This window comes from Streptomyces sp. NBC_01190 (assembly GCF_045039895.1).
GTDB lineage: Bacteria > Actinomycetota > Actinomycetes > Streptomycetales > Streptomycetaceae > Actinacidiphila.
Window position 1 is genome coordinate 184,714 of sequence record NZ_CP108580.1, and the last position, 26,463, is coordinate 211,176.

Annotated in this window: 25 protein-coding genes and 1 riboswitch; of the genes, 5 read left to right on the plus strand and 20 right to left on the minus strand. The window is 73.9% G+C overall.

Annotated elements, in window-relative coordinates:
* Positions 1 to 39: 39 nt before the first annotated feature.
* The 9 genes from OG519_RS00825 to OG519_RS00865 form a co-directional block, all read right to left on the minus strand.
* Positions 40 to 270 carry a DUF6296 family protein gene (locus OG519_RS00825; protein ID WP_405577393.1) on the minus strand — a complete coding sequence of 77 codons (231 nt, stop codon included), beginning with the start codon at positions 268 to 270 and terminating at the stop codon, positions 40 to 42.
* Between the two features lie 249 nt (positions 271 to 519).
* Positions 520 to 1,176: an HD domain-containing protein gene (locus tag OG519_RS00830; RefSeq protein ID WP_405577395.1), complete on the minus strand. Its 657-nt coding sequence runs from the start codon at positions 1,174 to 1,176 to the stop codon at positions 520 to 522.
* Positions 1,177 to 1,321: 145 nt separating this feature from the next.
* Positions 1,322 to 2,068 carry a cobalt-precorrin-6A reductase gene (locus OG519_RS00835; protein WP_405577397.1) on the minus strand — a complete coding sequence of 249 codons (747 nt, stop codon included), beginning with the start codon at positions 2,066 to 2,068 and terminating at the stop codon, positions 1,322 to 1,324.
* Positions 2,068 to 2,841 carry a precorrin-6A synthase (deacetylating) gene (gene cobF / locus OG519_RS00840; protein ID WP_405577399.1) on the minus strand — a complete coding sequence of 258 codons (774 nt, stop codon included), beginning with the start codon at positions 2,839 to 2,841 and terminating at the stop codon, positions 2,068 to 2,070. The genes OG519_RS00835 and cobF overlap by 1 nt, the downstream gene beginning before the upstream one ends.
* Complete coding sequence (locus tag OG519_RS00845) at positions 2,838 to 3,644, minus strand: hypothetical protein (protein ID WP_405577401.1); 807 nt, start codon at positions 3,642 to 3,644, stop codon at positions 2,838 to 2,840. The genes cobF and OG519_RS00845 overlap by 4 nt, the downstream gene beginning before the upstream one ends.
* The gene (locus OG519_RS00850) at positions 3,641 to 4,501 is read right to left on the minus strand and encodes a CbtA family protein (RefSeq protein ID WP_405577403.1); all 861 of its coding nucleotides are present in this window, start codon (positions 4,499 to 4,501) and stop codon (positions 3,641 to 3,643) included. The genes OG519_RS00845 and OG519_RS00850 overlap by 4 nt, the downstream gene beginning before the upstream one ends.
* A gap of 31 nt (positions 4,502 to 4,532) precedes the next feature.
* Positions 4,533 to 4,748, minus strand: coding sequence for a CbtB-domain containing protein (locus OG519_RS00855; RefSeq protein ID WP_405577405.1), 216 nt, complete (start codon positions 4,746 to 4,748; stop codon positions 4,533 to 4,535).
* Positions 4,749 to 4,781: 33 nt separating this feature from the next.
* Positions 4,782 to 4,914, minus strand: a riboswitch (cobalamin riboswitch).
* Between the two features lie 79 nt (positions 4,915 to 4,993).
* Positions 4,994 to 5,752, minus strand: coding sequence for a putative protein N(5)-glutamine methyltransferase (locus tag OG519_RS00860; RefSeq protein WP_405577407.1), 759 nt, complete (start codon positions 5,750 to 5,752; stop codon positions 4,994 to 4,996).
* A 323-nt stretch (positions 5,753 to 6,075) separates the two neighbouring features.
* Positions 6,076 to 8,640: a glycoside hydrolase family 2 protein gene (locus OG519_RS00865; protein ID WP_405577409.1), complete on the minus strand. Its 2,565-nt coding sequence runs from the start codon at positions 8,638 to 8,640 to the stop codon at positions 6,076 to 6,078.
* A 644-nt stretch (positions 8,641 to 9,284) separates the two neighbouring features.
* Here OG519_RS00865 and OG519_RS00870 point away from each other — a divergent pair.
* Complete coding sequence (locus OG519_RS00870) at positions 9,285 to 12,431, plus strand: AfsR/SARP family transcriptional regulator (RefSeq protein WP_405577411.1); 3,147 nt, start codon at positions 9,285 to 9,287, stop codon at positions 12,429 to 12,431.
* Between the two features lie 106 nt (positions 12,432 to 12,537).
* On the opposite strand, the gene OG519_RS00875 is transcribed toward OG519_RS00870, so the two are convergent.
* From OG519_RS00875 to OG519_RS00895, 5 genes are read right to left on the minus strand one after another with little or no spacing between them, the layout of a single operon-like run.
* Positions 12,538 to 13,068, minus strand: coding sequence for a hypothetical protein (locus OG519_RS00875; RefSeq protein ID WP_405577413.1), 531 nt, complete (start codon positions 13,066 to 13,068; stop codon positions 12,538 to 12,540).
* Positions 13,065 to 14,408 carry a DUF58 domain-containing protein gene (locus OG519_RS00880; protein ID WP_405577415.1) on the minus strand — a complete coding sequence of 448 codons (1,344 nt, stop codon included), beginning with the start codon at positions 14,406 to 14,408 and terminating at the stop codon, positions 13,065 to 13,067. Before OG519_RS00880 ends, OG519_RS00875 begins: the two co-directional genes overlap by 4 nt.
* A complete protein-coding gene (locus OG519_RS00885) occupies positions 14,405 to 15,412 on the minus strand; it encodes an AAA family ATPase (RefSeq protein WP_405577417.1) in 1,008 nt (335 codons plus the stop codon). Before OG519_RS00885 ends, OG519_RS00880 begins: the two co-directional genes overlap by 4 nt.
* A 10-nt stretch (positions 15,413 to 15,422) precedes the next feature.
* Positions 15,423 to 16,037 carry a hypothetical protein gene (locus OG519_RS00890; RefSeq protein WP_405577419.1) on the minus strand — a complete coding sequence of 205 codons (615 nt, stop codon included), beginning with the start codon at positions 16,035 to 16,037 and terminating at the stop codon, positions 15,423 to 15,425.
* Positions 16,034 to 16,981 (minus strand): DUF4129 domain-containing protein, encoded by a 948-nt coding sequence (locus tag OG519_RS00895; RefSeq protein WP_405592380.1) that lies wholly within the window; start codon positions 16,979 to 16,981, stop codon positions 16,034 to 16,036. The genes OG519_RS00890 and OG519_RS00895 overlap by 4 nt, the downstream gene beginning before the upstream one ends.
* Positions 16,982 to 17,436: 455 nt before the next feature.
* Between OG519_RS00895 and OG519_RS00900 the strand changes: the two genes are divergently transcribed.
* Positions 17,437 to 18,555, plus strand: a complete 1,119-nt coding sequence (locus tag OG519_RS00900; protein ID WP_405577421.1) for a chemotaxis protein — start codon at positions 17,437 to 17,439, stop codon at positions 18,553 to 18,555.
* 119 nt (positions 18,556 to 18,674) lie between these two features.
* Here OG519_RS00900 and OG519_RS00905 read toward each other — a convergent pair whose 3' ends face one another.
* From OG519_RS00905 to OG519_RS00915, 3 genes are all read right to left on the minus strand, one after another.
* On the minus strand, positions 18,675 to 20,072 hold the full coding sequence (locus OG519_RS00905) for a helix-turn-helix domain-containing protein (protein ID WP_405577422.1): 1,398 nt from the start codon (positions 20,070 to 20,072) through the stop codon (positions 18,675 to 18,677).
* Between the two features lie 430 nt (positions 20,073 to 20,502).
* Positions 20,503 to 21,033: a GNAT family N-acetyltransferase gene (locus tag OG519_RS00910; RefSeq protein ID WP_405577424.1), complete on the minus strand. Its 531-nt coding sequence runs from the start codon at positions 21,031 to 21,033 to the stop codon at positions 20,503 to 20,505.
* A gap of 197 nt (positions 21,034 to 21,230) precedes the next feature.
* On the minus strand, positions 21,231 to 21,743 hold the full coding sequence (locus OG519_RS00915) for an SRPBCC family protein (protein WP_405577426.1): 513 nt from the start codon (positions 21,741 to 21,743) through the stop codon (positions 21,231 to 21,233).
* A 257-nt stretch (positions 21,744 to 22,000) separates the two neighbouring features.
* On the opposite strand from OG519_RS00915, the gene OG519_RS00920 reads away from it, so the two are divergent.
* A complete protein-coding gene (locus tag OG519_RS00920; protein ID WP_405577427.1) occupies positions 22,001 to 22,465 on the plus strand; it encodes a universal stress protein in 465 nt (154 codons plus the stop codon).
* Here OG519_RS00920 and OG519_RS00925 read toward each other — a convergent pair.
* A complete protein-coding gene (locus OG519_RS00925; RefSeq protein WP_405577429.1) occupies positions 22,449 to 23,057 on the minus strand; it encodes a winged helix-turn-helix domain-containing protein in 609 nt (202 codons plus the stop codon). The genes OG519_RS00920 and OG519_RS00925 overlap by 17 nt on opposite strands.
* A gap of 424 nt (positions 23,058 to 23,481) precedes the next feature.
* Here OG519_RS00925 and OG519_RS00930 point away from each other — a divergent pair, with 424 nt between their 5' ends.
* Positions 23,482 to 23,625: a hypothetical protein gene (locus OG519_RS00930; protein ID WP_405577431.1), complete on the plus strand. Its 144-nt coding sequence runs from the start codon at positions 23,482 to 23,484 to the stop codon at positions 23,623 to 23,625.
* 85 nt (positions 23,626 to 23,710) lie between these two features.
* Here OG519_RS00930 and OG519_RS00935 read toward each other — a convergent pair whose 3' ends face one another.
* The gene (locus OG519_RS00935) at positions 23,711 to 24,958 is read right to left on the minus strand and encodes an acyl-CoA dehydrogenase family protein (RefSeq protein ID WP_405577433.1); all 1,248 of its coding nucleotides are present in this window, start codon (positions 24,956 to 24,958) and stop codon (positions 23,711 to 23,713) included.
* 159 nt (positions 24,959 to 25,117) lie between these two features.
* Between OG519_RS00935 and OG519_RS00940 the strand changes: the two genes are divergently transcribed.
* Positions 25,118 to 25,765, plus strand: a complete 648-nt coding sequence (locus tag OG519_RS00940; protein WP_405577435.1) for a TetR family transcriptional regulator — start codon at positions 25,118 to 25,120, stop codon at positions 25,763 to 25,765.
* On the opposite strand, the gene def is transcribed toward OG519_RS00940, so the two are convergent.
* Positions 25,669 to 26,310: a peptide deformylase gene (gene def, locus OG519_RS00945; protein ID WP_405577437.1), complete on the minus strand. Its 642-nt coding sequence runs from the start codon at positions 26,308 to 26,310 to the stop codon at positions 25,669 to 25,671. The two genes, OG519_RS00940 and def, sit on opposite strands and share 97 nt — an antisense overlap.
* Positions 26,311 to 26,463: the final 153 nt, after the last annotated feature.

Below are 26,463 nucleotides of genomic sequence, written 5' to 3' on the forward strand. Positions count from 1 at the left end.
GGGCCGGACGACGTCGTCCGGCCCGCCCGCCGCGAGCGCTCAGGCCTGTGGGATGCGAACGGCCCGGGGAACCGCGGGGGCCTGCTGACCGCCGCTGGCCACCATCCTTACCTCACCGTCCGCACTGATCTCGGCGCGGACGATGCCGGTCTCGTCCGCGTAGATCGGATAACCACCCGCTCCGGCCTGCTCCGTACGATGGACCGCCACGATGTCTTCCCCGCCTCCGGGGGTGGGGAAGACGAGTTCGTAGCTTTCCGGGTACTCCATTGCGTGCCTCCCGACCGGACGGCGTGGGTTTCGCGCCCCACCGCCCGTTCCGTGGGCTTTCGCCGGACCTCTACATGATGCCCCGGGTCCGCCGGCATCGCCCGTTCAGAGCATTGGTCACGTACCGTAAAGGTTAGTGGCCCCTCCGTGGTCAGTCCAGCGGTGCGCCGGGGGACGCGCGGGTGAAAGCCACCGCACTCCCCTCCGGTGTGCGGGGCCGTTTCCCGGGGCGCTGGCCGGAAACGGGGTTTACTCGGGCCAGGGCGATTCCAGGATGGTGGTCACGAAGTCGGCGCGCTCGAAACCGGCCACGTAGTGGGCGAGCACGTCGGCGTTGACGGTGCCGAAGGTGGTGTCCGGCTTGGGCTCGATGCCCTCGGTGAAGGCGGCGAGGACGCGCCGCTTGAAGTCGGGGCGGGGGTGCAGCGCGGTGATCGCGTCCCGGTCGACCGGCGGGATGTCGTGGTAGCCGATGCCCAGCACGTCGTACTCGACACCCGCGGTCACCAGGGCGATCTCCGGCTCCATGAACTCCGGTACGCCGGGGGTGGTGTGCAGCGCGATCGCCGTCCAGACCCGGCGGACGCTGTCCTCGGGCACGTCGTGGGACCGCAGGAAGCGGCGCGCCTCGTCGGCGCTGTCCACCTCGAAGCGGTGACCGCTGCGGTGGAAGCGCTCGGACAGGCCGAGGTCGTGGAACATGGCTCCGACGTAGAGCAGTTCGGGGTCGAAGCTCAGGTCCCGGCGCCGGCCCTGGAGACCGCCGAACCAGTAGACCCGCCGTGAGTGGTTGAAGATCAGCTCGTTCGTGGTGTCGCGCACCAGTTCGGTGGCCTCGCGGGCCAGCGCCGTGTCGGGTATGGCGATCCCGGCGACCTGGGCCGGTTCGGTCTGCTCGCTGCTCATCACTGCCACCTCCGCTGTTCCCCCGGTGGGCGGCCGTGGTCCGGGCGCCTGTCTCCAGCATCGGCGCGGAGCCGGCCGGCTGCCATGGCGGTACGGCCGGTTGTCCCACAGATCCGGCCGGGGCGGCCCGATCAGCGGCCCGGGATCAGGCCGGCCCGATGCGGGCGGCCAGCCAGGCCGCGGCCTCGGCCGGGGACGCGGCGGTGTCGACTCCGCCGGGCGGCGGCGGCCGGCGGATGATCAGCACGGGGATACCGGACGCGCGGGCCGCGGCGAGTTTGGGCGCGGTCGCCCCGCCGCCGCTGTCCTTGGTGACCAGCAGGTCGATGCGGTGCTCCCGCAGCAGCGCCGACTCGCCGGCGAGGGTGAAGGGGCCCCGGGCCAGCAGGACGCGGCAGTTCCGGGGCAGCGGCGGCGTGGGGTCCCGCACCATACGGGCCAGCAGGTGGAGGTCGAGTCCGGCGAAGACGGCCAGTTCCTGGCGGCCGATGGTGAGGAAGGCCCGGCTGCCCAGGGCCGGCGCCAGCGTGGCAGCGTGCCGGACGGTGTCCGCCCAGTGCCAGCGGTCGCCGGGACCCGGGGTCCAGCCGGGCCGGCGCAGCGCGAGCAGCGGGATGTCCGCCGCCGTGGCGGCCGCCGCGGCGTGCCGGCTGATCTCGGCGGCGAAGGGGTGGGTGGCGTCGATCATCGCGTGGATCCGTTCGGCGCGCAGCCAGGCGGTGAGACCGGCGGCTCCGCCGAAGCCGCCGCTGCGGCTCCGGCCGGCCGGCAGCCGCGGCTGGTCCGTGCGGCCGGCCAGCGAGCTGACGACGTCGAGCGCCGGGTCGCCGGCCAGCGCGTCGGCCAGTGCGCGGGCCTCCGCGGTGCCGCCGAGGATCAGGACCCGCCGCATCAGCGCGCGTCGGTCCTGCGCAGCAGATAGGTGTCCATGATCCAGCCCTTGCGGGTCCTGGCGTCGGCCCGGGCGGCGCGGATCCGGTCGGCCAGTGCCTCGTCCAGCGGGCCGGAGAGCAGGATCTCGTCCGGGGTGCCGAGGTACGCCCCCCAGTAGATGTGCAGATCCCGCCCGGTGAAGCGGCCGAAGGCCTGCTGCGCGTCGAGCATCACCACCACGTCGTCGGCGCCCTCGGGCAGGCCCTCGTCGGCGAGCCGGCGGCCGGTGGTGATCCGCACCGGCCGCCCGACCTGGTTGAGGCCGACGCGGTGCTTGGCGGCGAGCGTGGAGACGCTGCTGATGCCGGGTACGACGGTCCAGTCGAAGTCCTGGCCGCCGCGTGCGCGCACCTCGTCCAGGATGCCCAGCGTGCTGTCGTAGAGGGCCGGGTCACCCCAGACCAGGAAGGCGCCGTGGGCACCGTCGGGCAGTTCGTCGGCGATCAGCCGCTGGTAGACATCGGCCCGGCGCCGCCGCCAGTCGTCCACCGCGGGCGCGTACGACGCCGAAGGGGCGGTGCGGTCGCGTTCCGGGTCGCGGGCGACGACCACCCGGTGGTCCCGGCGGGCGTGCCGGTCGAGGATCAGCTCCCGCAGGCCCACCAGATCGGCCTTCTCCTCCCCCTTGTCGAGCAGGAAGAACACATCGGTACGGCCCAGGGCGCCCACCGCCTGAAGGGTGAGCTGCTCGGGGTCGCCGGCGCCGATACCTATGACGTAGATCCGCTTCACGAGGCGGAGTCTGGCACACCGCGCGCCGGGGACCGCGGGGCGAGGGCGCAGTCGCCGCAGAGCGGGCCGTCGCGGCCGGGGGCGGCGCGGTAGATCAGACAGCAGCTACGGCGGCGCAACGCGCCGCCCTCGGTGCTGCTCGCGCCGGCGAGCGGCGCGCGGCCCAGCAGCAGCCCGGCGAACGCCCGGGTGCTGGTCGCCCGTTCCGGCCGCCGCGCGGCGAGTGTCACCGCCGCGCCGCCCACCGCCGAGGCGGTGTTGCCGCGCAGGATGTGCCGGGAGACCCCGAACGGGCCGAACGCGGCGGCCAGTTCCGCCAGCGCTCCGGCCATCAGCCGGGCCGCGAGCAGTTCGGCGAGATCCTCGGCCGACCGGCACGCGGGACCGAGCGCGCCCACCGGCAGCGCCAGCGGTACGGGCCCGCCGAGCACCGGCCGCCAGCGGACCTCGCTCAGCGGGAAGACAAGCGGGCGGTGGGCGAGCACCGCGGCGGCCAGCGCGGGCGAGACCAGCCGGGCGGCCAGTCCCAGGTGCGCGACCGAGGCGGCGACGCGGGTCTCGACCGCCTCGGCCGGCTGCCCTCCCGCCGCGGCGAGCCACTCCCGTACGGCCTCGACCCGCGCGGCCAACAGCGGTGCGGACAGGGGCTGCCAGTCCAGGTCCCGCGCGTCGGACGGTGAGGGGGCCGGTTCCGTTCCCGGAGCCGGCCGGGCTTCCCAGGCGAAGAAGGCGCCGAGCGCGGCGATCTGCTCGATCACCGCGCTCGGCGGACCTGCGATGGGCTGCGGCCCGGCGGCGCTCACGCGGGGACCGGCGCCGGCTTCCGCGTGGCGGAGGTGTCCGGGCGCGGGTTCAGCAGCCGGTCGGCGAGGGGCGCGTAGACCAGTCCGATCACCGACCAGAGCAGCAGTTGGGCGAGGACCGAGTAAAAGCGGAAGGAGAAGAGCACGTCGGCGGGGAAGCCCGGATAGACGATGTCGCCCTTGGGGTCCTTCAGCGGCAGGGGTGTCTCGGTGCTGTGGTTGCCGAAGTTCTCCTTGTTGTAGGCGAGATGGCCGAGCGACGGCAGCAGCAGCATCACGACGCCGGTCGCGACGACGAAGGCGGCGCCCGCCAGCAGCACGGCGTTCCAGCTGCCGAACCGCGGCTGGAGGCGTTTGCCGAGCCAGGCGGCCCCGACGAGGAAGGCCACCGAGCACACCACCATGATCAGGTACAGGCCGCTGCGGGCCTTGATGGTCTCCTCGTGCCCGATCGCCGGCGGGTTGGCCGGGTACTTCAGGAAGGGCACCAGATAGATGCCGAGGAAGCCGCCGCCCGCGAGGAGCAGCGACAGCCCGCGCGGGCGGACTCCGCCGACCCGGCCGAGGCAGACGGCGTAGGCGACGGCGAAGAGCGCGCCCATCGCCATCCCGAAGACGATGAGGCCGACGCCGACACCGACGTCGGCCTGGATGGTGCGGCTGAAGATGTCGGGGCCCGCCGCCTCCGCGGGCACCCCGGCCGCCTTGTCGAGCGCGGCCTGCGCCGCGTCACGACCGCTCTCGTAGTCGATGGCCTTGCTGATCCAGGGCTCCGCGAAGATCCGGGCGAAGAGGAAGGTGAGCAGGCCACCGACTGCGCCGGCCAACAGACCGCGCAGTATCAGCTTCTTTTCCATTGTTCTTTCCGTGTCCGGTTGGCGCCGCGCGTCAGTGGCAGGGGAAGCCGAGGAAGTGGCGGGCGTCGTGCACGAACTCGTGGATGTGCGTGTCGTTGCCGAACACGGAGACGGCGCCTTGGTCCACGCCGATGAAGTAGTAGGCGGCGAGCGCTACGAGCGCGGTGCCGACGAGCCAGACCACGGCTTTGGAGACCGGCAGGACAACCGGTGTCGCGGCCGGACGGGGAGAGGAAACGCTGCTCACGGTGGGCCCTCCTTGGGGGATCGTGCGTCCCTGTTCATGGGCGTCGTGATGGGTGGGTGTCTGACTCCCCTGCCGTCTGTCGGCGGCGGGCTCACAGTGGCGCGACCGTGCTGGATTCCCACCAGCTTCCCCACATCATCACTACACCCAGAGGGTAGGCGCCCCTTCCACTGCGCGTCAATCGGATCGCCTTGGCGACAAGGGAAGATGTCCCTGGTCGCAGGGGTGGAGCCGGGTCCGCGGGGTCAGTTGAGCGGCCGGGTGCCGACCACCACGGTCGCGTACAGCTCCTCGTCGGTGGCGAGCCGCGGTTCGAGACCGCCCGCGCGGACGATCTCGACGGCTCGCGCGGCCTGGGCTTCGCCGGTCTCGAAGACCAGGGCGCCGCCGGGGGTGAGCCAGTCGCGGGCCTCGGCGGCGACCCGGCGCAGCACGTCAAGGCCGTCGGGACCCCCGTCGAGGGCCATGCGCGCCTCGTGGTCGCGTGCCTCCGGCGGCAGCAGGGCGACCGAATCGCTCGGCACGTAGGGGACGTTGGCGGCGAGTACGGCCACCCGGCCGCGCAGCCGGTCGGGCAGGGGGGTGAAGAGGTCACCGTGGTGGACCTGGCCGCCGATCGGCAGCACATTGCGGCGGGCGCAGACCACCGCGGCCGGGTCGAGGTCGGCGGCGTGCAACTCCACGCCGTCCACGGCCGCGGCCAGCGCGACACCGAGCGCGCCGGAGCCGCAGCACAGGTCGACCACCAGCGCGCCGGGCTCGGCGAGGGCGACGGCCACGCCGAGCAGGAACTCGCTGCGGCGGCGGGGGACGAAGACCCCGGGGTCGACCGCGATCCGCAGCGAGCCGAACTCGGCCCAGCCGAGGACGTGTTCGAGCGGCAGGCCGCCGGCCCGCCGTTCCACCATGTCCCGCAGCCGGTCGGGATCGGCGGCCTCGGCGAGCAGCAGCCGCGCCTCGTCCTCGGCGAAGACGCAGCCGGCCGCCCGCAGCCGGCCGACCACGGAAGCCAAAGTAGGAGGTGCAAGTGGTACAAGGGACGTGGGCGGCGCAACTGGCGCGGGCGACAGGGGCGGCGGGGGCACGGGGGCCGACGCCGCGGGCGCCGGAGCGTTGGCCGTAGAGGCGGTCGCTGTCACGGGGAGGTCCTGCATCGGAGCCTTTCGGGAAGCCTGCGGGCGTCTCCCGGTACCGCGTGGCGGCTGATCGTCAGGCCGCGCGGCCGTACGGCGGGAACACCCGTCCTGAACTGGCGGTAATCGGTCCCACCTCCTCAGCTCGTCTCCGCGCCCGGTTCGGCGCGAGCCACCAACCTACCCCACCCCGGTCAGCGGCCGGGATCAGGTTGGGCCGGCCGGACCGCCGAGTTGACGCAGAAGAGGGCCGCCACCGCGGCCGCCGCGGTCGGCCGCTCCCAGCCGCGTACCGTGATCGTCACGCTCTCCCCCGGCAGCAGCGTGGTCAGGCCCCGGTCCGCGGTGGCGGTCGGAGCGAGCCGGTCGGCTTGGAGCAGCAGGTCCCGCAGCAGGGTGCGGGCGGTGACGGTGACGGTGACCGCGGCGCCATCGGTGTCCCCGTCGTCGGCGGCCGCGGTGGCGGAGGCGGTGGTGTGGGCGGCGGCCACCGCGACGTCCCAGCGCGGCGCCGGATAGGCGAAGTCCTTGTCGCGGGCCGCGAACCACAGCGCGCGCAGCCCGTCCGCCTCGACGGTCAGCAGTTCCTTGTCGCTGCTGGGCGGCGGGCACAGCTCCCGCGGTACGGGGACGGTGGCGACGGCGCGGGCGGCCGCGGTGAACGGCAGCCGCGCCTCGGCGAGCACCGCCCCGTCCACCGCGACTCTGCGCAGGACGGCTGTGCCCGGCCAGTCCCGCGCGGTCTGGTTGATCAGCGCCACGGCGAGCCCGTCCGATCCCCCCGACCCCTCCCCTCCGTCTATTCCATCCGTTCTGTCGGGTCCTTCGCCATCAACGGCGTGCCGCCGCACCGTCACGAGCCGGTCGGCGTAGAGCCGCTTCAGCTCGTGGTAGAGCGGCTTCTCCCGCCCGTCGCCGTCGATCGCGGCCCAGGAGGTCACCGGCCAGCAGTCGTTGAGCTGCCAGACGACGGTGCCGGCGCAGGCCGGCCAGTGCGAGCGCCAGTGCTCGATGCCGGTGGCGATGGCGCGGGCCTGGTTGACCTGGGTGAGGTAGTGCCAGGTGTCGAAGTCCGCCGGGACCGGGAAGTGGCGGGCCAGGCCACGGGCGAGCTTGCCGTTGCCGTCCCCGGCCTTCTGGTGGTGGAGCATGCCTGGCGAGTCGGGGGCGAGCGGCTCGTCACTCAGCGCGCGGCGGGCCGTCGCGTATGCCGGTGGTGCCTGCCAGCCGAACTCGGCGACGAAGCGGGGCACGCTGTCCAGGTAGTCGGTGTAGTCGGTGCGGTTCCAGACGTCCCAGGAGTGGGCGGTGCCGTGGCCGGGGTCGTTGGGGTGGTGGTCCCAGGACCCGGACCAGGGGCTGCCGGCCCAGTAGGGCCGCGTCGGGTCGGTCTCGGCGACCACCCTGGGCAGCAGGCCGAGGTAGTAGCCCTCGCCCCAGGAGTCACCGGCCAGGTCCTGCTCCCACTCCCAGTCGCGGAAGCCCCAGAGGTTCTCGTTGTTGCCGTTCCAGAGGACGAGGCTGGGGTGCGGGGTGAGCCGGGCCACGTTCTCCCGTGCCTCGGCCTCGATCTCGCCGCGCAGCGGCTGCTCCTCCGGGTAGGCGGCGCAGGCGAACGGGAAGTCCTGCCAGACCAGCAGCCCGAGTTCGTCGCAGACGGCGTAGAAGGCGTCGCTCTCGTAGAGGCCGCCACCCCAGACCCTGATCAGGTCGACGCCGGCCGCGGCGGCCTGGGTGAGGCGGCGGCGGTAGCGGGCGGCGTCGACGCGGGTGGGCAGCACGTCGTCGGGGATCCAGTTGACGCCGCGGGCGAAGACGGGGGTGCCGTTGACAACGAGGGTGAAGGCGCTGCCCTGCTCGTCCGGGGACGTGTCGAGGACGACATCGCGGAAACCGACGCGGTGGTGATCGCGGTCGAGTTCGCCGGAGGCGTCGAGCAGGATGATCTCGCAGTCGTACAGCGGCTGTTCGCCGTAGCCGCGGGGCCACCACAGGGCGGGGTCGGGGACCTCGGCGGTCACGACGGCCCGGTCGGCGCCGGCCGGCACCTCGGCCTCCACGCGGGTCTCCCCCACCCGCAGCCGCACGGTCAGCGGGCGGTCGGCGCCGGCGGTGGTCCGCTCGATCGCCAGGCGGACCTCGACGCGGCCGATGCCGTCGGCCACGGTGACCAGCGGGGTGACCCGGGCCAGCCGGGCGGTGGACCAGTGCTCGATCCTGACCGGCTTCCAGATGCCGGCGGTGACCAGGGTCGGCCCCCAGTCCCAGCCGAAGGAACAGGCCATCTTGCGGATGTACTGGAAGGGCTCGGGATACGCGTTGGGCCGGTCGCCGACGAGCGCGCGGACCCGTTCCGCCTCGGTGTAGGCGGAGGTGAAGGCGACGGTGAGCGGCGTTTCCGCGCTGCCGTACCGCCCGGTGACGTCGAATCGGTAACCGCGGTGCATATTGCGGGTGGCACCGAGCCGGGTGTCGCCGAGCCGTATCTCGGCGACCGTGTCGAGCCCGTCGAAGACCAGGTGGGTGCGCTCATGGCGGGTGTCGCGGGGCGGGAGCAGGGTCTCGTACGTCCAGTCGGCGCGGCCGACCCAAGCGGCCTCGGTCTCGTTGCGGTCGAGGAACGGGTCGGCGAGCAGGCCGGCCGCCATCAGGTCGGTGTGCACACAACCGGGCACGACGGCGGGCACCTCGCCGGTCCCGGAAAGGCGCTCCGGAAGCCGGAGCCTCCAGCCGTCGGTGACCGGCGTGACGTCCTTCATTTCCGCTCCTCGGCTGCTGTCCCTTGCCGCGGCCCGGAACTCGGGGCGCGGTGGTGGTTAAACGGTAAAGCAGCCTGCGTGCGCTGTGGAAGGGGGATCTTGAGCCGTGGGCGCAGCCGCCACTGAACCGATACAGCGACCGGGCGTGGGGCGGGACGGAGGTGACGGAGCGGGACGGGCGGCGGGGCGGGGCCGGTGCGCCGAGCGGACGCCGCGAAGGCCGAAGGACGGCGCAGGAACCCGAAGGACGGGGAAGGAACCCGAAGAAACAACGATTGGGGAGGCGGATGCGGCCGACCGGGCCGTGTCACCTCGCCCTGCCGGCGACGCGACGCGGACCGCCCCCGTGACGGTCCCCCGTTTACGGTCTCCGCATCCGCCCCTACGATGATCGTCCCCCCGCCGGGTGCCGCGGCGGTGCCATCCCGGTGCCATGACCTGGTGACGGGCCGGTGGCTGAGGCTTGCGGAGGATTGGTGCGGATGCGGGTCTTCCGCCGACCGCTGACCTATGCTCGGCGGCGCGAGGTCCGCGCGAGGTCCGCGGGAGGTTTGCGGGAGGTTTGCGGGAGGTTTGCGGGAGGTCCGCGAGAGGTCGGGAAAAGCGGTCAGGAGAGATCTGGCGAGACAGGAGAGAGCGGTCCGATGGGGGAACGGTCGACGGGAACCGGGAAGCCCGGCGCGGTAGTTCCGGCGGCGCCGGTCAGCTACCGCCTGCTGGGCCCGGTCACCGCGTGGCGCGAGGGGCGCGAGGTCGATCTCGGGCCGCAGAAACAGCGCGCCGTGCTGGCCACCCTGCTGCTGCGGGCCGGTCAGGTCGTACCGGCCCGGGACATCCTCACCGCGGTGTGGGGCGACGCTCCGCCCTCCGACGGCCCCAATGTGGTGAGCAAGTACATCGGCCGGCTCCGCCGCCGGCTCGGCGGCGCCGAGGCGCTCCCCTGGGCGGGGTACGGCTACTGCGTCCCGGCGGGGCCGCACTGCCTCGATCTGGCCGCCTTCGAGCAGCATGCCGACCGGGCCCGCGCCCACCGGAAGGCCGGTGAACTGGAGTTCGCCGCCTCGGAGTTAAGGCAGGCCGCGGGTTTATGGACGGGCACCGCGCTGACCGGTCTCGACAGTCCCTTCTTCGATGCCGAGCGGGACCGGCTCTCCGAACTGCGGCTGGCCCTGGTCGAGGAGCACGCCGACATCGACCTGCGGCTCGGCCGGCACCGGGAGTGGGCGCCGGAACTCGCCGGCCGGGTCGCCGCCCATCCGCTGCGGGAACGTTTCGCCGAACAGCTCATGCTCGCCCTGTACCGCAGCGGCCGGCAGGCCGACGCGCTCGCCGTCTACCGCACGCTGCGCCGGCGTCTGTCGGAGGAGTTGGCGGTGGAGCCCGGGCCGCGGACGGCGCGGCTGCACCAGGCCATCCTGCGGGCCGAGCCGGACCTCGATCCGGCGCTGTACCTCGGCGCGGGCGCGGAGCCGGGCGCCGAGGCGCCGGAACCGGAAGCGGCCCGGCCCGCGTCGGCGCCCGCCGCGCCGGCCGAGCCCCCTGCCCCCAAGCCGCATCAACTTCCCGCCGCGATCGGCGACTTCACCGGCCGCGCCAGCGAACTCCAAGAGCTGCTGGACTGGTTGCACTGCGCGGACGACGAGGGCAGCCGGGCCCGGGTGGCGATCGTCACCGGTCCCGGCGGCGTCGGCAAGACCAGCCTGGCCCTCCAGGCCGCGCACCTCGGCCGGCGCGCCTATCCCGACGGCCAGCTCTATGTGGAGAGCGCCCGCGAGGCCACCGCCACCGACATCTGCGCGCGGCTGCTGCGAGCGCTCGGGGTGGGCGGCGCCGCCATTCCCGAACCGGCCGAACGCGCCGCCCTGTACCGGACGTTGACGGCCGGCAAGCGGCTGCTGCTGGTCTTCGACGACGTGGCGGCCGAGGAACAGGTCGCGTCCCTCATCCCGGCCGACGGCCGGTCCGCCGTGCTCATCACCGCACGCGGCACCCTGCCGGGGCTGCCCGCCGCGACCCGCCTGGAGCTCGGCATGATGCGCCCGGCGGAGGCGCATCTCCTGCTGGACACGGTGATCGGCGCGGACCGGCTGGCCAGGGAGCCGGCGATGGCCGAGGAGCTGGTCCGGCTCTGCGGGCGGCTGCCCCTGGCGCTGCGGATAGCCGCCGCCCGGGTGGCCGCCAACCCGCACTGGACCGTCGCCCGGCTGGTCGGCCGGCTGGGCGACGAAAGGCGGCGGCTCGACGAGCTGCGCCACCGCGATCTGGAGGTGCGGGCCAGCCTCAATCTCAGCTACCAGGTGCTCCCGTGCCGGGCGCGGCTGCTGCTGATGCGGGCCGGGCTGCCCGCGGCGCCGGACATCGCCGAGTGGGGAGCGGCGGTGCTGCTCGACTGCGACATCGCGGAGGCCGAGGACGTACTGGACCAACTGGTCGCCGCCCGCATGGTGGAGGTGGTCGGACCCGGCGCCGACGGCTCGGCCCGCTACCGGCTGCACGACCTGGTGCGGCTGTTCGCGCAGGAGCAGGCCGAGCGGGAACTCGACCGGGCCGAACGCGAGGCCGTCCTCGACCGGGCGCTGGGCGCGTGGCTGCGGCTCGCCGAACGGGCCGATATGGCGCTGCCGCACGGGTCGTTCAGCCGGCCGACCGGCCCGACCCCCCGGTACACGCTGGCGCCCGCCACCGAACAGGTGGTGCTCAGGGACCCGTTGGCGTGGTTCGACACCGAACACGGGGTGCTGGAGGCGCTGATCGGGCAGGCGGCGGCGACCGGCAGGGCCGCGGCCGCCTGGGAGCTGACCGGTTCGCTGACGTCGTACTACGAGGTGCGGGCGCACTGCACGGAGTGGACCGAGACCCATCGCCGTACGCTGGCCGCGGTACGGGCCGCCGACGACGCGCTGGGCACGGCGGTGGTGCTGCGCGGGCTGGGCGAACTCCACACGCTCCAGGACCGGTCGGCGCGGGCCGTGGAGTGTTTCGCCCAGGCGCGGGCCGTCTTCGCCGAGTTGGGCGAGAACCACGGTGTGGCGCTGTGCGACAGCGGGCTCGGCCACCAGTACCGGATCTGCGGACGGTACGAGGAGGCGCTCGACGCGTTCGCCGCCGCGGCCCGGGTCGCGGCCGACGGCGGCCATCCGCGGACCGAGGCGTACGCCCGGCACTGCTCCGGGGTGGCGCACCTGGAGCGGGGTGAACTCCCGGCGGCCGAGGCCGCGTTCCGGGCCGCCTTCGCGTTGGCCACCGCGTCCGGGTACCGGCGGGGCGAGGCGCAGACCGAGCGGGGACTCGGCTTGCTCGCCGCCACCCGGGGCGATCCGGCGACGGCGGAGGGGCACTTCCGGCGGGCGCTGGCGATCTCGGTGGAGCTGGGCGATCCGAGCGCCCAGGCGCACGCTCTCCAACTGCTGGCCGACGCCCGGCTCCGGCGGGGCCTGCCGGACTCGGTGCGGGAGCCGCTGCACCGGGCGCTGCGCATCTACCGGACCACCGGTGAGCCGTTCGGTCAGGCGCTGGTGCTCCAGACGCTCGCCGAGCACCAGCGGCGCGAGGGCCATCTGGCCGAGGCCCTGTCCTCGGCGACCACCTCGGTACGGCTCTGGTCCACCCAGCACGCCCCGCTGTGGCACGGCCGAGCCCTGCGGGTGCTGGGCGACGTCCATACGGCGCTGGGCGATCCGGCGGCCGCCCAGGAGGCGTGGGCGCAGGCGTTCGCGCTGTTCACCGCGTTGCGGGCGCCCGAGCGGGCGGAGATCGCCGAGCTGATGGCGAGGTCCGCGACCGAGCGCTGACCCGGCCGCGCCGCTCTTCGCCGTAGGACGCGGTCCCGGCGGTCCCGAGGGGGCCGGGCCCGAGCCGACCGGGGCCGACCGGAAGCGGCGGGCCGGCCGGGCCCGGTCAGCGCGCTCTCGACCGCCGTCGCAGGGCCAGGCCGAGGCAGACGGCGGTGGCGCCGAGGGCCAGGGCGGCCGGCAGCCGGGACCAGGAGGTGCCGGCGAGCGGGGCCTGGGCGACGAGGAAGACGACCGCGCAGGCCGCGGCGGCGCTCAGCGGCGGCCCGAGCGGCGGCCGGCCCAGCGCCGCCGTGACGCCTGCCGTCCACGCGTCGGTGACCAGCAGATAGGCGAGCAGCAGCGCGGTGACGCAGGCGGCCAGCCAGGTCGGCGGGTCGGTGAGCGCGGCCAGGACCACGGCGCCGGCCGCCAGCAGTGTGGAGCGGCGGCGCAGCGCGACGCGGTTCCAGCGCAGGTTGCTGGTGAGCGGCCGGTCGTCCGTCATCGGGGCCGCCCACCAGGCGGCAGCGGCCACCATCACCATGAGCACCGGCGCGGGACCGGAGGCGTGCAGGGCGGCGGGCGGGTCGCAGGCGGCGACGGCCAGCGCGGTCCCGAGGAAGCGGGGGGCCAGCCGGTCCAGGGCGGCGTTCATCGGCTGCCGCCGCGGATCCGGGCGCGCAGCAGCGGTGCGAGCGGCAGGTCGAGGGTTCCGCCCGGCCGGTGGGTGATGACCGCGATGCCCTGCTTGGTGAGGGCGAAGCGCATCGCGTCGCGGTCGGCGCGCCAGAGCCGCAGGGCGAGTTCGGCGCGGGGGTCGCCGGCGTCGATCCGCGGGGAGCCGGTGGCGATCTCGACCACGACCAGCGGATTGGCGCGGGCGCGGATCTGGTGCAGCACCTCGAGGATCCGCTGGTCGGTGAGGGGCGTGAAGACGTACACCAGCGCGCCTTCCGGCAGCGCCGGCGGCGGCAGCCGCTTGATGCCGGGGCTGCGGTGGGCGAGGTCCTTGCGGACTTCGAGGACGCTCTCCACGATGCGGTAGAAGTAGCCCTGTCCGCTGCCGGCCTGGAGCCAGCGGGTGGCGCCGCCCACCGAGACGACGCCGACCCGGTCGTGGGTGCGCAGGTAGGCGCGGACCAGTCCGGCGGCGGCGCGGAAGGTCTCGTCGAGGGAGGAGACGCCGGTGTCGGGGTCGCGTACGTCGGCGAGTACGTCGAGCAGGACCACCGTGTCGGCGGCGCGTTCCGCGGCGAACCGGTTCAGCTGGAGGGAGCCGCGCCGGGTGGTGGCCGGCCAGTTGACGCGCCGTTGCCGTTCCCCGCGCACATACGGCTGCACGCCGGTGACCTCCACGCCCTCGCCCCGCTGGGCGGAGGTGTGCTCGCCGAGGCGCTGCGGCAGCCGGACCTGGATCGGGGTGAGGCCGGCCGCGGACGGTACGGGGAAGACGGCGATCTCGCCGAGGTCCGCGCGGATCGTCCGGCGGCCCGTGCCGCCGAGGTCGTACAGGTCGATGTCGACGGTGCCGAGGTGCCACCGCCCCCAGCGGCGGACCGTGAGCCGCAGTTCGACGACCGAGCGGCCCACGGCGAGGTGGTCCAGGCGCACACCGGGGCCCAGCGCGACGCCGGGGTCGAGCCGGCCGTCGCCGCCGTCGTGCGTGACCGTGATCCGGGCCACGACCTGTTCCCCCTCGAAACAGCGTCGTGCGTCGATGTCGACCTCGGCGGCCAGCCGCGCCGCGCGGGGCTGCTGCGGCAGGGCGAGGGCGAGCAGGGTCAGCGGCCCGGCGGCCAGGGCGAGCAGCCAGGGGCGGCCGGTGACGAGCGCGGCGGCGACGGCCACCGCGGCCACCGTGCCGTAGCGCAGCGCCCGTTCACCGGCCCGCCAGCCGGCCGGGGGCGGCAGCGGCGGTTCGGCCATGCCGGTCGCCTCGGACTGCGGGCCGCCCAGGGCCCGTTCGACGGCGTCGAGCGGTCGGGTCCGGCTCATGAGGCCACCGAGGCGCGCGGCAGGGTCTGCGGCGCAGGCACCGAGCCCACCACCTCCCGGATCACGTCGTCCGCCTCGATCTGCCGCACCCACAGCTCGGGTTTGAGGGTGACGCGGTGCGCGAGCGCGGGCACCGCGACCGACTTGACATCCTCGGGGGTGGTGTAGTCGCGCAGTTCCATGACCGCGCGGGCGCGGGCGAGCTGGACCAGGGCGAGGCCGCCGCGGGGCGACGCGCCGACCTGGATGTGCGGGTGCGCGCGGGTGGCGCCGACGAGCGCGACGACGTAGTCGAGCAGGTCGTCCTCGACCTCGACCCGCTCGACGGCGTCCCGCATCGCCAGCACCTCGGCGGGGCCGCTCAGGGTGGCCAGCACGGCCTCGGGCGCGGCGCGGTCGACGCGGGCGCGGAGCATGCCGGTCTCCTGGGCGGGGGTCAGATAGCCCATCCGTACCCTGAGCAGGAAGCGGTCGAGCTGGGCCTCGGGCAGGGTGTAGGTGCCCTCGTACTCAATCGGGTTGGCCGTCGCTATGACCACGAACGGGTCGGGCAGCGGGCGGGTGCTGCCGTCGACGGACACCTGCGACTCGGCCATCGCCTCCAGCAGCGCCGCCTGGGTCTTGGGCGGGGTCCGGTTGATCTCGTCGGCGAGCAGCAGGTGGGTGAAGACGGGGCCGGGGCGGAAGACCATCTCGGCGGTGCGCTGGTCGTAGAAGGGCGCGCCGGTGACGTCGGAGGGCAGCAGGTCGGGGGTGAACTGGATGCGGCGGAAGTCGAGGCCGAGGGTGGTGGCGAAGGAGCGGGCCAGCAGGGTCTTGCCCAGCCCCGGCAGGTCCTCGATGAGTACGTGGCCGCCGGCCAGGATGCCGAGCATCACCAGCTCCAGGGGTTCCTGTTTGCCGACCACGGCGTTGCTGATCTCGGCGAGCACCCGGCCGGCCCGCTCACCCGCCTGCCGCGGGGTCAGGCCGTCGCGTTCGCCGGGGTACTGGGGGCTGCTCACTGGCGGATCCTCACTGTGCCTGGCCCCGGTCGCCGGTGGCCTTGTCGGGATACGGGACGGGCTGCTCCCGCGGCGCGGGGTGCGTGGGGCGCGCGTCCGGGTCGATGGCGTCAGGGGTGTCGAGTGCTTCGAGCCGGTCGATCAGCGCGCGCAGGACGGGTTCGGTCAGCGGCCCGGCGGGTGACGGGGCGGCGGGGTCGAGCCACGGCCACAGCTCCGGGCCGACGAGGGCGCGGGCGCGCTGGGGGGCGCGGTCCATCTCGACGCCGTGCCGTTCGGCGAGCCGGGCGGCGAACAGCCGCCGCACCTTCGGGAGCAGGGTCGCGGCGAAGTGCGCCTCGCCGTCGGGGCCGAGCCTTTTGACGAGGATCCATTCCCACTGCCCGATCCCCGGGGTGCTGCTGCCGAGCAGCCGTACGGATCGGCGGTAGCCGCTGTCCTGGGCGCCGCCGCCGATGGTGAAGCGGGCCACGAGCAGCCCCGCGGAGGTGAGGACGGCCGTCCCGACGGCGGCGGCCGGCAGCCCGTCGGTCAGCGCGAGCAGGGCGATCGCGGCGGCGCCGACGGTGAGCAGCAGGAGGATGGAGTGCCGGATGGAGCCGGGAGCGGCTTTGGGGGGCTTCATGGGGCGGCCTTCGCGGTGGCGCCGGTGGAGGTGCCGGCGGTGGCGCCGGTGGTGTCCGGCTCGGCGGCCCGGTGGGCGTCGAGTATGGCGGCGATGTCGCTGAGCGCGGCGGCGGCCCGTTCGCGGTGGCCGGCGTCCATCGGGTGGGTGGAGTAGCGGGCCTCGCGGAAGAGCGCGGTGAGGGTCGCCGCGCCGCTGCCGGTCAGCAGGCCGCTGCCCTCGGCCCGTCGCAACAGGTCCTGCGGACTGTCCGAAGCGTGCCGGGACACCCCGGAGGCGGCCAGGGATTCCTCCATGGCGGCGTAACAGGCGATCACGGCGGCCCGCGCGTCGTCCCCGTCGAGCAGGGCGCGCCGTCCGGAGTCCACGGCCGCGACGAGGCGCTGCCGCTCGTCGGGCACGCCCGCGGTCGCGCCTGTGGGCGGCGGCTCGGGCGGCTGGTAGAGCGCGCGCCACAGGAGGACCGCGGCGATCACGACCACGGCGGCGACGAGGGCGATGCAGAGGCCGGCCAGGATGTGCAGCAGCAGGCTGAGGTCCATCGTGTGGCCGGTGGTGGGGCGGTGCGGTGTCCGTACGGGGAGGGTGGGCGCGGTGGCCTGGACCGTCTCCGTGGCGGTCGGCTGCGCGTCGCCGCTGTCCGGGCCGCCGTTCGCGGGGGCGGACCGGTGCAGGGCCAGCATCAGCAGGGGCACGCCGAGGGCCAGCGCCACCAGGGCGATCCGCACGGCGTCCGCCAGCCGCTGCTCGGTGGGGCCGAGGGCATGATTGGGGCCGACCTCGCGGCGGTAACGGCTGGCGAGCACCAGTACGGCGGCCGCCCAGGCGAGAGCCAGCAGCACCACGACCACGGCATTGCCGCCGAGCGGCCCCCGGCCCTTCCCAAGACCGCCGCCGGGCCGCAGCAGCACCGCCCCGACCGACACGCCGGCCACCACAACCACGGCCAACGCCGCCGGCGCACCCCCACGCCCACCCGACTCCCGCCCCACCACCCCGCCCTTCCTCAGCGACCGGCAGCTTCCCACACCCCCCTCCCCCTGTCACCCGCCCCCTCCCCCCACCCAAACCCCCCGGGCCGCCAGGCCCGGAGAACCAGGCGCCGTGCCTCCGGGTGCCGGGTCGAGGCACCCGGAGACGGACCCCACGGCCCACACCCGGGCAAGCCCCGCAGAACACCGGCCACCCAACCCCCACCCCCCCCACACCCCAAGCCCCCGGGCCGCCAGGCCCGGAAAACCGCACGCCCTACCTATCGGTGCCGGGTCGGGGCACCCGGAGACGGACCCCGCGGCGCACACCCGGGCAAGCCCCGCAGGCTAGCGGCTGCGGGGGGCCGGACATTGAGCTATCCAGGAAGGGACTGCTTTTCTCGGGGGCGTCGCCGGAAAGGTCTGCCATGCCGTCCACGCACCAGCCGCTCACGCCTGCTGTGCTCGCCGAGCTGCGCCGGCCCCGTAAGTACCCCGCCGTGTCGGTGCTGCTCCCCACCCACCGGCGGGAGCCGGAGAGCGCGCAGGACCCGGTGCGGCTGCGCAATCTGCTGGAGGAGGCGAAGGAGGCCGTGCACAGCGATCCGGAGGTCTCCAGGGGCGACCGGATCGACGTCATCGGGCAGCTCGACCAGGCCCTGGCCGAGGTCGATCTGGTGCACGCCGACGACGGGCTGGCGATCTTCGCCGCTCCCGGCGAGCACCATGTGTGGTCGCTCGGCCGCCCGGTACCGGCCCGGGTGCTGCTCGCGCAGACCTTCCTGACCCGCAACCTGGTGGCCGCGCAGACCGCCAACCAGCCGTACTGGGTGCTCGCCCTGGACTCCCGGGCGGCCACCTTGTGGAGCGGCGGCCGGCACCATACGCCGGAGGCGGTGTCGGACAGCGTGTCGAGCGCGTTCCCGGTGCGCCGCGCACCGGTCGACTTCGACCCCGAGCGCGGGGAACGCGGCGGCGACCCGCCGAGCACCTTCCATGACGAGGGCACCCGCCGTTTCCTGCGCGAGGTCACCGAGGCGGTGGTCGCCGTACAGGCCGCCGCCCCGCGTCCGCTGTACGTCGTCGGTGACGCGGCGGTGCTGACCGCGCTGGAGGAGGCCGGATCCGTGGTGCGGGAGGCGGTGGCCCAGGTGGTGCGCGGCGGACTGGCCGAGGGCCCGGGTGAGGCCCTGGGGCAGGCGGTCCAGGAGGCCGACCGGGCCAGGGACGAGGAGGCCGTGGCGGCGGTGCTGGAGGATCTCGACCGGGCCAGGGGCCGCAAGACGTTCGCGGGCGGCCTCGACGAGGTCTGGCAGTCGGTGTCCGAGGGCCGGGCCGGCCTGGTCGCGATCGAGGACGGCTACCGTACGACGGTTCGCGACAACGGCGACCACCTGGTGCCGGCCGAGCCCCATGAGCGGGGCGCCCGGGACGACGTGGTGGACGAGATCACCGAGCAGGCCCTGGACACCGGCGCACGGGTACGGTTCGTGCCGGACGACGCGCTGGCCGACGTCGGCCGGATCGCCGCCGTGCTGCGCTACTGAAAGAGCGGGGACCGAGCCGGCCGAGCCGGCGGCTCCCCCGCCCCCGGCGCCACTCCCGCCCTCGACCGCGCCGCGGCCGACCGCGTGGTGCCCGCCGCCGCGGCGGACACCACGCGAGCTCAACCGCCGGCCGCCACCCGTACCACCGCCGGCGGCGAACCGGCCGCCGGCCGCACCCGGTGCCTGACGAACGCCCGGACATGCCGCAGCATCCGGTACTCGTAACGGAGCCCCCGCCGTACCTGGAGCAGCGAGGCGTCGGCCAGCTCGGCCAGCAGGCACACCGCTTCGGTGGAGGTGAACTCCGGCTCCAGAAATGGCGGTTCGATGCCGTCGCTGGCCACCGGCTCGGGCCGGTCGGCGAGCACGGACATGAACCGGCGCTGCCGCTCGCTGAGCATCCCCCAACTCCACTCCAGGCTGCCGCGCATCGACCGCTGGTGCGGCAGCGTGGAGACATCGGGGACGCCGAGCAGCTCCAGCACGTGCTCGGGCCTGAGCAGCGCCGAGACCGGCACGCTGCGCAGCCAGTACGCGGCGAACTCGATCAGCCGCGGTACGCAGTCCAGCTCGCCGCAGAGTTCGCGCATCCGGTCCGGCGATCCGGTGAGGTCATCGACGAGCGAAGTGGACGCCAGCCGCCGGGACATCAGCTCGACGGCGCTCTCCGGGGAGAGCGGGGCGGTCTCCCAGATCCGTGCCTCGGCCAGCACCGGGGGCCGCCGGGCGGTGATGACGATCCGCGCGTCGGGCCAGGCCCCGCGGAGCTGCTCCACCAGCAGGGCGGTGGTCTGCGGCAGGTGTTCCGCGGTGTCCAGCACCACCAGGGTGGGCCCGGTGCCGGCCGGCTGCCGTTCGTCGCCGAGCAGTTCGGTGACCGCCTTCCCGACGGCGGCCAGGGCGCCCGGACCGTCACCGCCCGGTATACCGAAGCCGCCGGGGGTGCCCGGTGCGCCGGGCGCCGCGATCCGGCCGAGCTGGGCCACCGCCACACCGCCGGGGAACCGCGCGGCCGTCCGCTCCGCGACGGCGAGTGCCAGCCGGGACTTGCCGATACCGCCGGGCCCGGTCAGCACCGTCACCGGATGGCCGGTGACGATCGCGCAGAGCCGGTCGAGTTCGGCCTCCCGGCCGACCAGTGCGGTCCTGGGCGGCCGGGGTCCGCGCCAGCGGATCCCCGCCGGACGGCCCGCCGTCGGGAAGCCGGGGCCGGACAGCGCCGGGGGGCCGGAGGCGCCCGGCGTCCCGCCCGGCCGGACCGGCTGGCCCTGCTCGGCGGCGGGCCTGGTCGTGGCCCCGCGCGGGCCGCGAGCCGCTGTCGTACCGCCGGCGCCGATCGCGCGCGTATCCGGATCGAGCACCGAGAACAGCAGGTCGAGGGAGCTGCGGCGCGGGCTCTGCACCCGCCCCCGCTCCAGGTTCCGGATGGTGCGCACACTGATCCCCGATCGCTCGGAGAGCTCCTCCTGGGTCCAGCCGCGCTGGGTTCTTAAGGCGAGCAATAAGTCATTTCTCATACCCGTCTTACCCGTCCCTCGTCGAGCCGGGCGACGGCGGCTGTCCCGTCCGCAGGTCTGAACCTCTGACAGGACCCGACTTCTTCTGACACCTTCTTTTGCCCCCTGGTCGCTCGCATGCCTGTCGGCACGTGCGCTCGTCGTCGGATGCGCGTCGAAGGCTGAAACCGCTCGGGTCCCCGTCCCTCGCATCGCCTGCTGCCGGCGCCTGCATCATGGCACGGCGGATCAAGCGCGGACGAGTGCCGATCCGCAACCGTGTCCTGCTCCGCACAGCGCTGCACCCGGGCCCGACTCGAACGTCTGACCTGTGCTGATTACAGAGGATCCACCCTCGTCAACAGTCAGTTCGATGCCTCCACTTGACCAATATTTTACTTTGTTGGGCACATCTGGATGCACGCCGCGACGCGTTTTGCCCGCCCGACGGTCAGCGGACTGCCGCGAGATCCACCATCCAGTCATTGGAGGTGATGAAGGTGCCCTTGGGGTATTCGAACGCGCACGCCCCCAGCAGGGTGAATCCGGCCTTTCGGCAGACCGCGTTGGACGCGGGGTGGTCGACCGAGGGGAAGGCGTGCAACTCGGTGCGGTCGCCAACGTGCCGGGCTTCCCGTATCACCGCCAGGGCGGCGGCCGGCGCGATGCCGCGGCGCTGGAATTCGGGCAGTACGCCCCAGCCGGTCTCGTAGATGTCCACGCCCCGCCAGGTGCGGCCCCAGAAGCCGATGGATCCGACCACTTCGCCGTCCGGGCCGGAGCGGACGGTGTACATACGGCCCCCGCCGCCGTCCATGCCCAGGTACCGCAGATGCCGGGAGGCGAGCTGCTGCTCGCTCTCCGGGCCGCCCAGGTGGTCGGTCATCTCGGGGGCGTTGATCCTGGTCAGCACCCAGTAGTCGCCCCGCGACCAGGGCCGCAGCTCCACCTCGGACGACGGGTCGGTGTTCGCGTTCGCCATGTTCGCCAACGTACGCCGGGACCCCGACAGACAACGACAGGCACCGACAGCGCCCCGGCACAAGAAGCGCCCCGGCCGGGACGGGGGGACCAGGCCGGGGCAGTCAGAAGACGAAGCGACACGCGGACCACGCGAACACCGCAATCCGGCGCCACAGACGAGACAGCGCCGTCAGCTCCGCAGTCATAGTTTAACAGTCAATGAGCATAGTCGAAGTCACCCGGCGCGGGGCTCGCCCGCATCGGCGCGTCCGTCGGCGGTGACGGCTTCACCGGCGTCCTGCCCGACGCCATCAGATCGCAGAACTTGCGGCCGTCGTTCGGCAGGTCCCGCCGCCAGGCCATGGCGATCAGCGGACCCAGCAGCAGCAGGGCGGCACTGAGCGAGCTGGTGACCGAAAGACGGACCAGGGTGCCGTCCGCGTGCGGGAGGAGGTCGAAGGCGTAGACCGGCACCTGGGTGCCCAGCGGGCTCCACATCCGCTGGCCGCGGAAGGCTATCCGCCGGCAGGGTTCGTAGTGGGCGCAGACCAGCCGGTGCGGCCGCCGCCGGCCGGGATAGCGGTAGCGGTACACCGCGTCGCTGCCGGGCGGGACGAACGCCGCGTCCACCGAGGTCACTCCGGAGCTCCACAGGGCGAGATTGCGCGCGTCGGCGAGAAAGTCGAAGACCTCGGTCGCGGGCCTCGGCACGAACACGTTCGTTGACACGTTCGGCATCGCAAACCTCCCCGGTAGCGGCGTGGGCGGCTGGGCACGCGAGGTGCGCTCCGGACCGAAGGTGCGGGCGCCGGGCGGGTGGGCCGCCTGTTTCACTCCTCTTCGAAAAGCGTGCCCCGCAAATGCGCGCATGTCGTGGCAATACGGCCATCGGAGTGAAATGGGCGGGCGAAACGCCCGGAAAGCCCAAGGCGAACGATGGTGCCCGGGCCGGAGTGGCGGCGGCCGGCTGTCGATAACCTTGCCGCGTGGAAGAGCAGCAGGTCCCCGCGTATTTCGAACGCGGTACGGACGGCCCCAAAGTCATCGTCGCCGGGCTCGACGGGTCGGAGTCGTCCTGGCGGGCGGCCGCCTACGCCTCGGGACTGGCGCGCCGCCAGAACGCGCTCCTCGCCCTGGTGTACGTGCAGCCGTACCTGCCGGGCGGTTCGTCGCTCGGCCCCCCGGTGTCGGGAGCCGACACCGGGGTCGCCGAGCAACTCCTGGCGGAGATAAACGAGGCGGTGGAGCGGGTCGGGGACACCTTCCGGGTGCGGTGGGAGTTCCACACCTTCCGCGGTGACCCCTACAGCGGACTGACGGCCGCCGCCGACCAGCTCACCGCCGACGCCGTGGTGGTGGGCGCCTCGGAGCGGGCCGGGCACCGGTTCGTCGGTTCGGTCGCCGTCCGGCTGGTGAAGGCCGGGCGGTGGCCGGTCACGGTTGTGCCGTGACCGGCGGGGCGTACTTGTAGCCGACGCGGCGGACGGTCACGATGCTGCCCCGGTGCTCCTTGCCGAGCTTGCGGCGCAGCCGGGCTATGTGCACGTCCACGGTGCGGCCGTCGCCGACGTGGCCGTACCCCCACACGGTGGTGACCAACTGGTCCCGCGAGTGCACCCGGTGGGGATGGGCCACGAGATGGGCCAGCAGCTCGAACTCCAGGTAGGTGAGGTCGAGCTGGCGACCGTCGACCACGGCGGTACGCCGTTCGCCGTCGATCCTGACCGGCACGCCGGGGGGCTGCGCCGGCAGGCCGGGGACGCCGGGCTGCTCCTGGCCGGGCCCGGCCGGGACCAGCACCAGGTAGCCGACCATGGGCGCGCCGCCGGCCACCGCGGGCAGCACGTGTCCGGGGGCGGGCATCCAGGTGGCGCCGGGCGGCAGGAAGTCGGGCACGGGTGCCTCGTCGGGGCGTACCGCGCGCAGCCGTTGCCGGCCGGTGGCGGCCACCGAGGACGCCGAGGACGGGGCGGCCGACGGGTGGGACGAGGACGGGTGGCCCGAGGGGACTGACGGGGAGGGGAACTGCGAGATGTACGACATGGTTCGGCTCTTTCGCGCGAGGGGTCATAGGACGCCGTATTGCGCGGGACCGGAAGCTGACGTGCGGCGGCGGGTGGGCCGGTGAGTGCGGGTCAGCGGGCGACGGGGGTCCGCGCGGGGATCGCGCGGCAACACCAGCGGTCGAAGTGGTACTCCTGCCGGGACGGCCAGAAGGGCTCAAGGTCGTACCGACCTGTCCCGGGGTGAGTAGTGCTGGCCATGTGCCTATTGAAGCAGACCGGGTGGGTGCGGCGGCAGAGGACGGTGGGGGCGGACCGGAGTCCGGGCCGATCCCGGGTCCGCCCCAGCGGCCGGTCCGGCTGCCGCGACTCACCCCGACCCGCCGCGCGGGGCCGACAGGAACCGGGTCTACGCTGATCCGGCCGGACCGGTTCGGACCCGTCCGGACCAGTGAGGAGTTCCCATGCACATGCACCACGCGCTGAACCTCGCGGTGAACGATTCGGCCGGCCCAGGGCCGGTGATGCGCAGCATCATCGTCATCGCGGTGGTCGGCGGCGCCCTGCTCGCGTGGTTCGTGCTGCGCGGCTACCGCGACAACGACTGAACCGGACTGGACCAGTACTCGACCGGCACTGAAACGGACCGGACCGGCACTCAACCGGCACTGAGCCGGCACCGAACCGGCGGGGTCAGCGGATCGGCAGCCCGGACAGGGTGCGGGCGATGACCAGCCGCTGGATCTCGCTGGTCCCCTCGAAGATGGTGTAGATCGCGCTGTCCCGGTGCATCCGCTCCACCGGGTATTCGCGGGTGAAGCCGTTGCCGCCGAGGATCTGGACCGCCTGGGCGGTGACCTTCTTGGCCGTCTCGCTGGCGAAGAGCTTGGACATCGAGCCCTCGGCCGAGGTGAAGGGCCGCCCCGCGGTGGCCATCCAGGAAGCGCGCCAGACCAGCAGCCGGGCGGCGTCGATCTGGGTCCGCATGTCCGCGAGCTGGAACGCGATGCCCTGGTTGTCGATGATCGGGCGGCCGAACTGCTCGCGGGTGACGGCGTACTCGAGGGCGTACTCGTAGGCGGCCCGCGCGGTGCCGACGGCCATGGCGCCGACCGCCGGCCGGGACGCTTCGAAAGTGGCCATGGCCGCGTTCTTCCCCTTCACCCCGTCGCCGGCCGCGCGGGCGCCGTCGGCCCTGGCCCGCTCCCGGGCCCGGGCGAGCCGCTCGTCCAGCTTGTCCTTGCCGCCGAGCAGGCAGTCGCCGGGGACGCGGACGTCCGCCAGCACCACTTCCGCGGTGTGCGAGGCGCGGATGCCGTGCTTCTTGAACTTCTGGCCCTGGGAGAGGCCCGGGGTGCCGGGCGGCACGATGAAGGACGCGTGGCCCCTGGAGCCGAGTTCCGGGTCCACCACCGCGACCACCACGTGCACGTTGGCGATGCCGCCGTTGGTGGCCCAGGTCTTGGTGCCGTTGAGGACCCACTCGTCCGTGGCCTCGTCGTAGACCGCCCGGGTGCGCATCGCGGCGACATCGGAGCCGGCGTCGGGTTCGGAGGAGCAGAAGGCGGCCACCTTGACATCGCCGGCGTCGCCGTACATCTGCGGGACCCAGGTGCCGATCTGTTCCTCGGTGCCGTTGGCGAGCACGCCGACGGCCGCGAGTCCGGTGCCGACGATGGACAGCGCGATGCCCGCGTCGCCCCAGAAGAGTTCCTCCATGGTCAGCGGGATGCCGAGGCCGGTGGGGTCGAAGAACTGCTGGGCGTAGAAGTCCAGTGAGTACAGGCCGATCTTGGCGGCTTCCTGGATGATCGGCCAGGGTGTCTCCTCGCGCTCGTCCCACTCGGCGGCGGCCGGACGCATCACGTCGGCGGCGAAGCCGTGGATCCAGCTGCGCACGGCCTGCTGATCGTCGTTGAGTTCGAGCGTGAAGTCGCCCATCGTCCCCTCCACGTGCTTGTTACTTGCGGTAACGGCAGTCTGTTACCCTGCGGTAAGGAATGTCAACTCCGGTCAACTCCGGTCTCGGCGAGCGAATCGGATCGCCGGGGGTGTTACGTTGCGTAGACCACCAGCAATCGAACAAGCGGGGAGGCGCGGGTGGAGACCGGTCAGCGGCAGGATCAGCGCACGGCCACCGAGCGACGGCGCCAGGAGTTGCTCGAAGCCGCCGACCGCGTGGTGCTGCGGGACGGCCCGGAGGCGTCGATGAACGCCATCGCCGCCGAGGCTGGCATCACCAAGCCGATCCTCTACCGCCACTTCGGCGACAAGAGCGGCCTGTACCGGGCGCTGGCCAAGCGGCACACCGACGCCCTGCTCGCCACGCTGCGGACCGCGCTCGACTCCCCCGGCGACCGCCGGGACCGGGTGGAGGCGACGCTGCACGCCTATCTGTCGGCCATCGAGACCCGGCCGCAGGTCTACCGCTTCCTGATGCACCCGGCCGAGACCCCGCCGAGCGACGGTGAGAAGGGCTTCGACGTCGGCCGCCACTCGGTGCCGCTGCTGCGCCGGATGGGCGAGGATCTGGCCGAGGTGATCGCCGAGCGGCTCGACCTCGGTCCGGACGGCCACCAGGTGGCCAGGGCCTGGGGCCACGGCATCGTCGGCATGATGTACGCGGCCGGCGACTGGTGGCTGAGCGAGCGTCAGATCTCCCGGGACCAGCTCGTCCGCAGCCTCGCGGACCTGCTCTGGGGCCGGCTGGCCGCGGCCGGCGACAAGGCGGGCAGCCCGGGGTTCTGAGCCTCGGCGCCGGCCCGGTCCGCGCGCCGGGCCGCCCACAGCGCGCGGGCCCGCCGCGGGCCGCGCAGCCGGTCGGTGAAGACCGTGCCGTCCAGGTGGTCGCACTCGTGCTGGAGGCAGCGGGCGAAGAACCCGGTCCCGGTGACCGTCACCGGCTCGCCGCGTACGTCGAAGCCGGCCACCACCGCCTCGTCGTACCGCCGGGTGCCCGACTCGACGCCGGGCAGCGACAGACACCCCTCGGCGCCGGTGACCCGGACGCCGCCCACCCGGACCGGCCGGGGGTTGACGAGATGCCCGAGGTGGCGGCGGTCCTCGTCGTCGGGGCAGTCGTAGACGAACACCCGCAGCGGGACCCCGATCTGGTTGGCGGCCAGGCCCACGCCGTTCGCCGCGTACATCGAGGCGAACATGGACTCCACCAGTCGGACCAGGTCCACGCCGAAGTCGGTCACCTCGGCGCACGGCGCGTGCAGCGCCGGGTCGCCGAACAGCCGGACCGGACGGACCGTGCCGGAGCTGCCGGGGATGCTGCCGTATCGCATCAGGACAGCCTAGGGGCGCCTGTCGGGGCGGCGCGGTGCGGGTCGCGGGCAAGGAGTCGATAGGCTGGGCGCCAACCGGAAGTTGTCGGCCGCCGAAGCGGCGAGCAGGGGCGCGGAACCGGCCGCCGCGAGGGCAGCGGCGCGGCCGGAGTC

Bases quoted from the DNA above. Each gene is read 5' to 3' on its own strand.
- OG519_RS00825 (WP_405577393.1), bottom strand. From the start codon at position 270: ATGGAGTACCCGGAAAGCTACGAACTCGTCTTCCCCACCCCCGGAGGC.
- OG519_RS00830 (WP_405577395.1), bottom strand. From the start codon at position 1,176: ATGAGCAGCGAGCAGACCGAACCGGCCCAGGTCGCCGGGATCGCCATA.
- OG519_RS00835 (WP_405577397.1), bottom strand. From the start codon at position 2,068: ATGCGGCGGGTCCTGATCCTCGGCGGCACCGCGGAGGCCCGCGCACTG.
- OG519_RS00850 (WP_405577403.1), bottom strand. From the start codon at position 4,501: ATGGAAAAGAAGCTGATACTGCGCGGTCTGTTGGCCGGCGCAGTCGGT.
- OG519_RS00865 (WP_405577409.1), bottom strand. From the start codon at position 8,640: ATGAAGGACGTCACGCCGGTCACCGACGGCTGGAGGCTCCGGCTTCCG.
- OG519_RS00870 (WP_405577411.1), top strand. From the start codon at position 9,285: ATGGGGGAACGGTCGACGGGAACCGGGAAGCCCGGCGCGGTAGTTCCG.
- OG519_RS00875 (WP_405577413.1), bottom strand. From the start codon at position 13,068: ATGAACGCCGCCCTGGACCGGCTGGCCCCCCGCTTCCTCGGGACCGCG.
- OG519_RS00880 (WP_405577415.1), bottom strand. From the start codon at position 14,408: ATGAGCCGGACCCGACCGCTCGACGCCGTCGAACGGGCCCTGGGCGGC.
- OG519_RS00890 (WP_405577419.1), bottom strand. From the start codon at position 16,037: ATGAAGCCCCCCAAAGCCGCTCCCGGCTCCATCCGGCACTCCATCCTC.
- OG519_RS00900 (WP_405577421.1), top strand. From the start codon at position 17,437: ATGCCGTCCACGCACCAGCCGCTCACGCCTGCTGTGCTCGCCGAGCTG.
- OG519_RS00905 (WP_405577422.1), bottom strand. From the start codon at position 20,072: ATGAGAAATGACTTATTGCTCGCCTTAAGAACCCAGCGCGGCTGGACC.
- OG519_RS00910 (WP_405577424.1), bottom strand. From the start codon at position 21,033: ATGGCGAACGCGAACACCGACCCGTCGTCCGAGGTGGAGCTGCGGCCC.
- OG519_RS00925 (WP_405577429.1), bottom strand. From the start codon at position 23,057: ATGTCGTACATCTCGCAGTTCCCCTCCCCGTCAGTCCCCTCGGGCCAC.
- OG519_RS00930 (WP_405577431.1), top strand. From the start codon at position 23,482: ATGCACATGCACCACGCGCTGAACCTCGCGGTGAACGATTCGGCCGGC.
- OG519_RS00935 (WP_405577433.1), bottom strand. From the start codon at position 24,958: ATGGGCGACTTCACGCTCGAACTCAACGACGATCAGCAGGCCGTGCGC.
- def (WP_405577437.1), bottom strand. From the start codon at position 26,310: ATGCGATACGGCAGCATCCCCGGCAGCTCCGGCACGGTCCGTCCGGTC.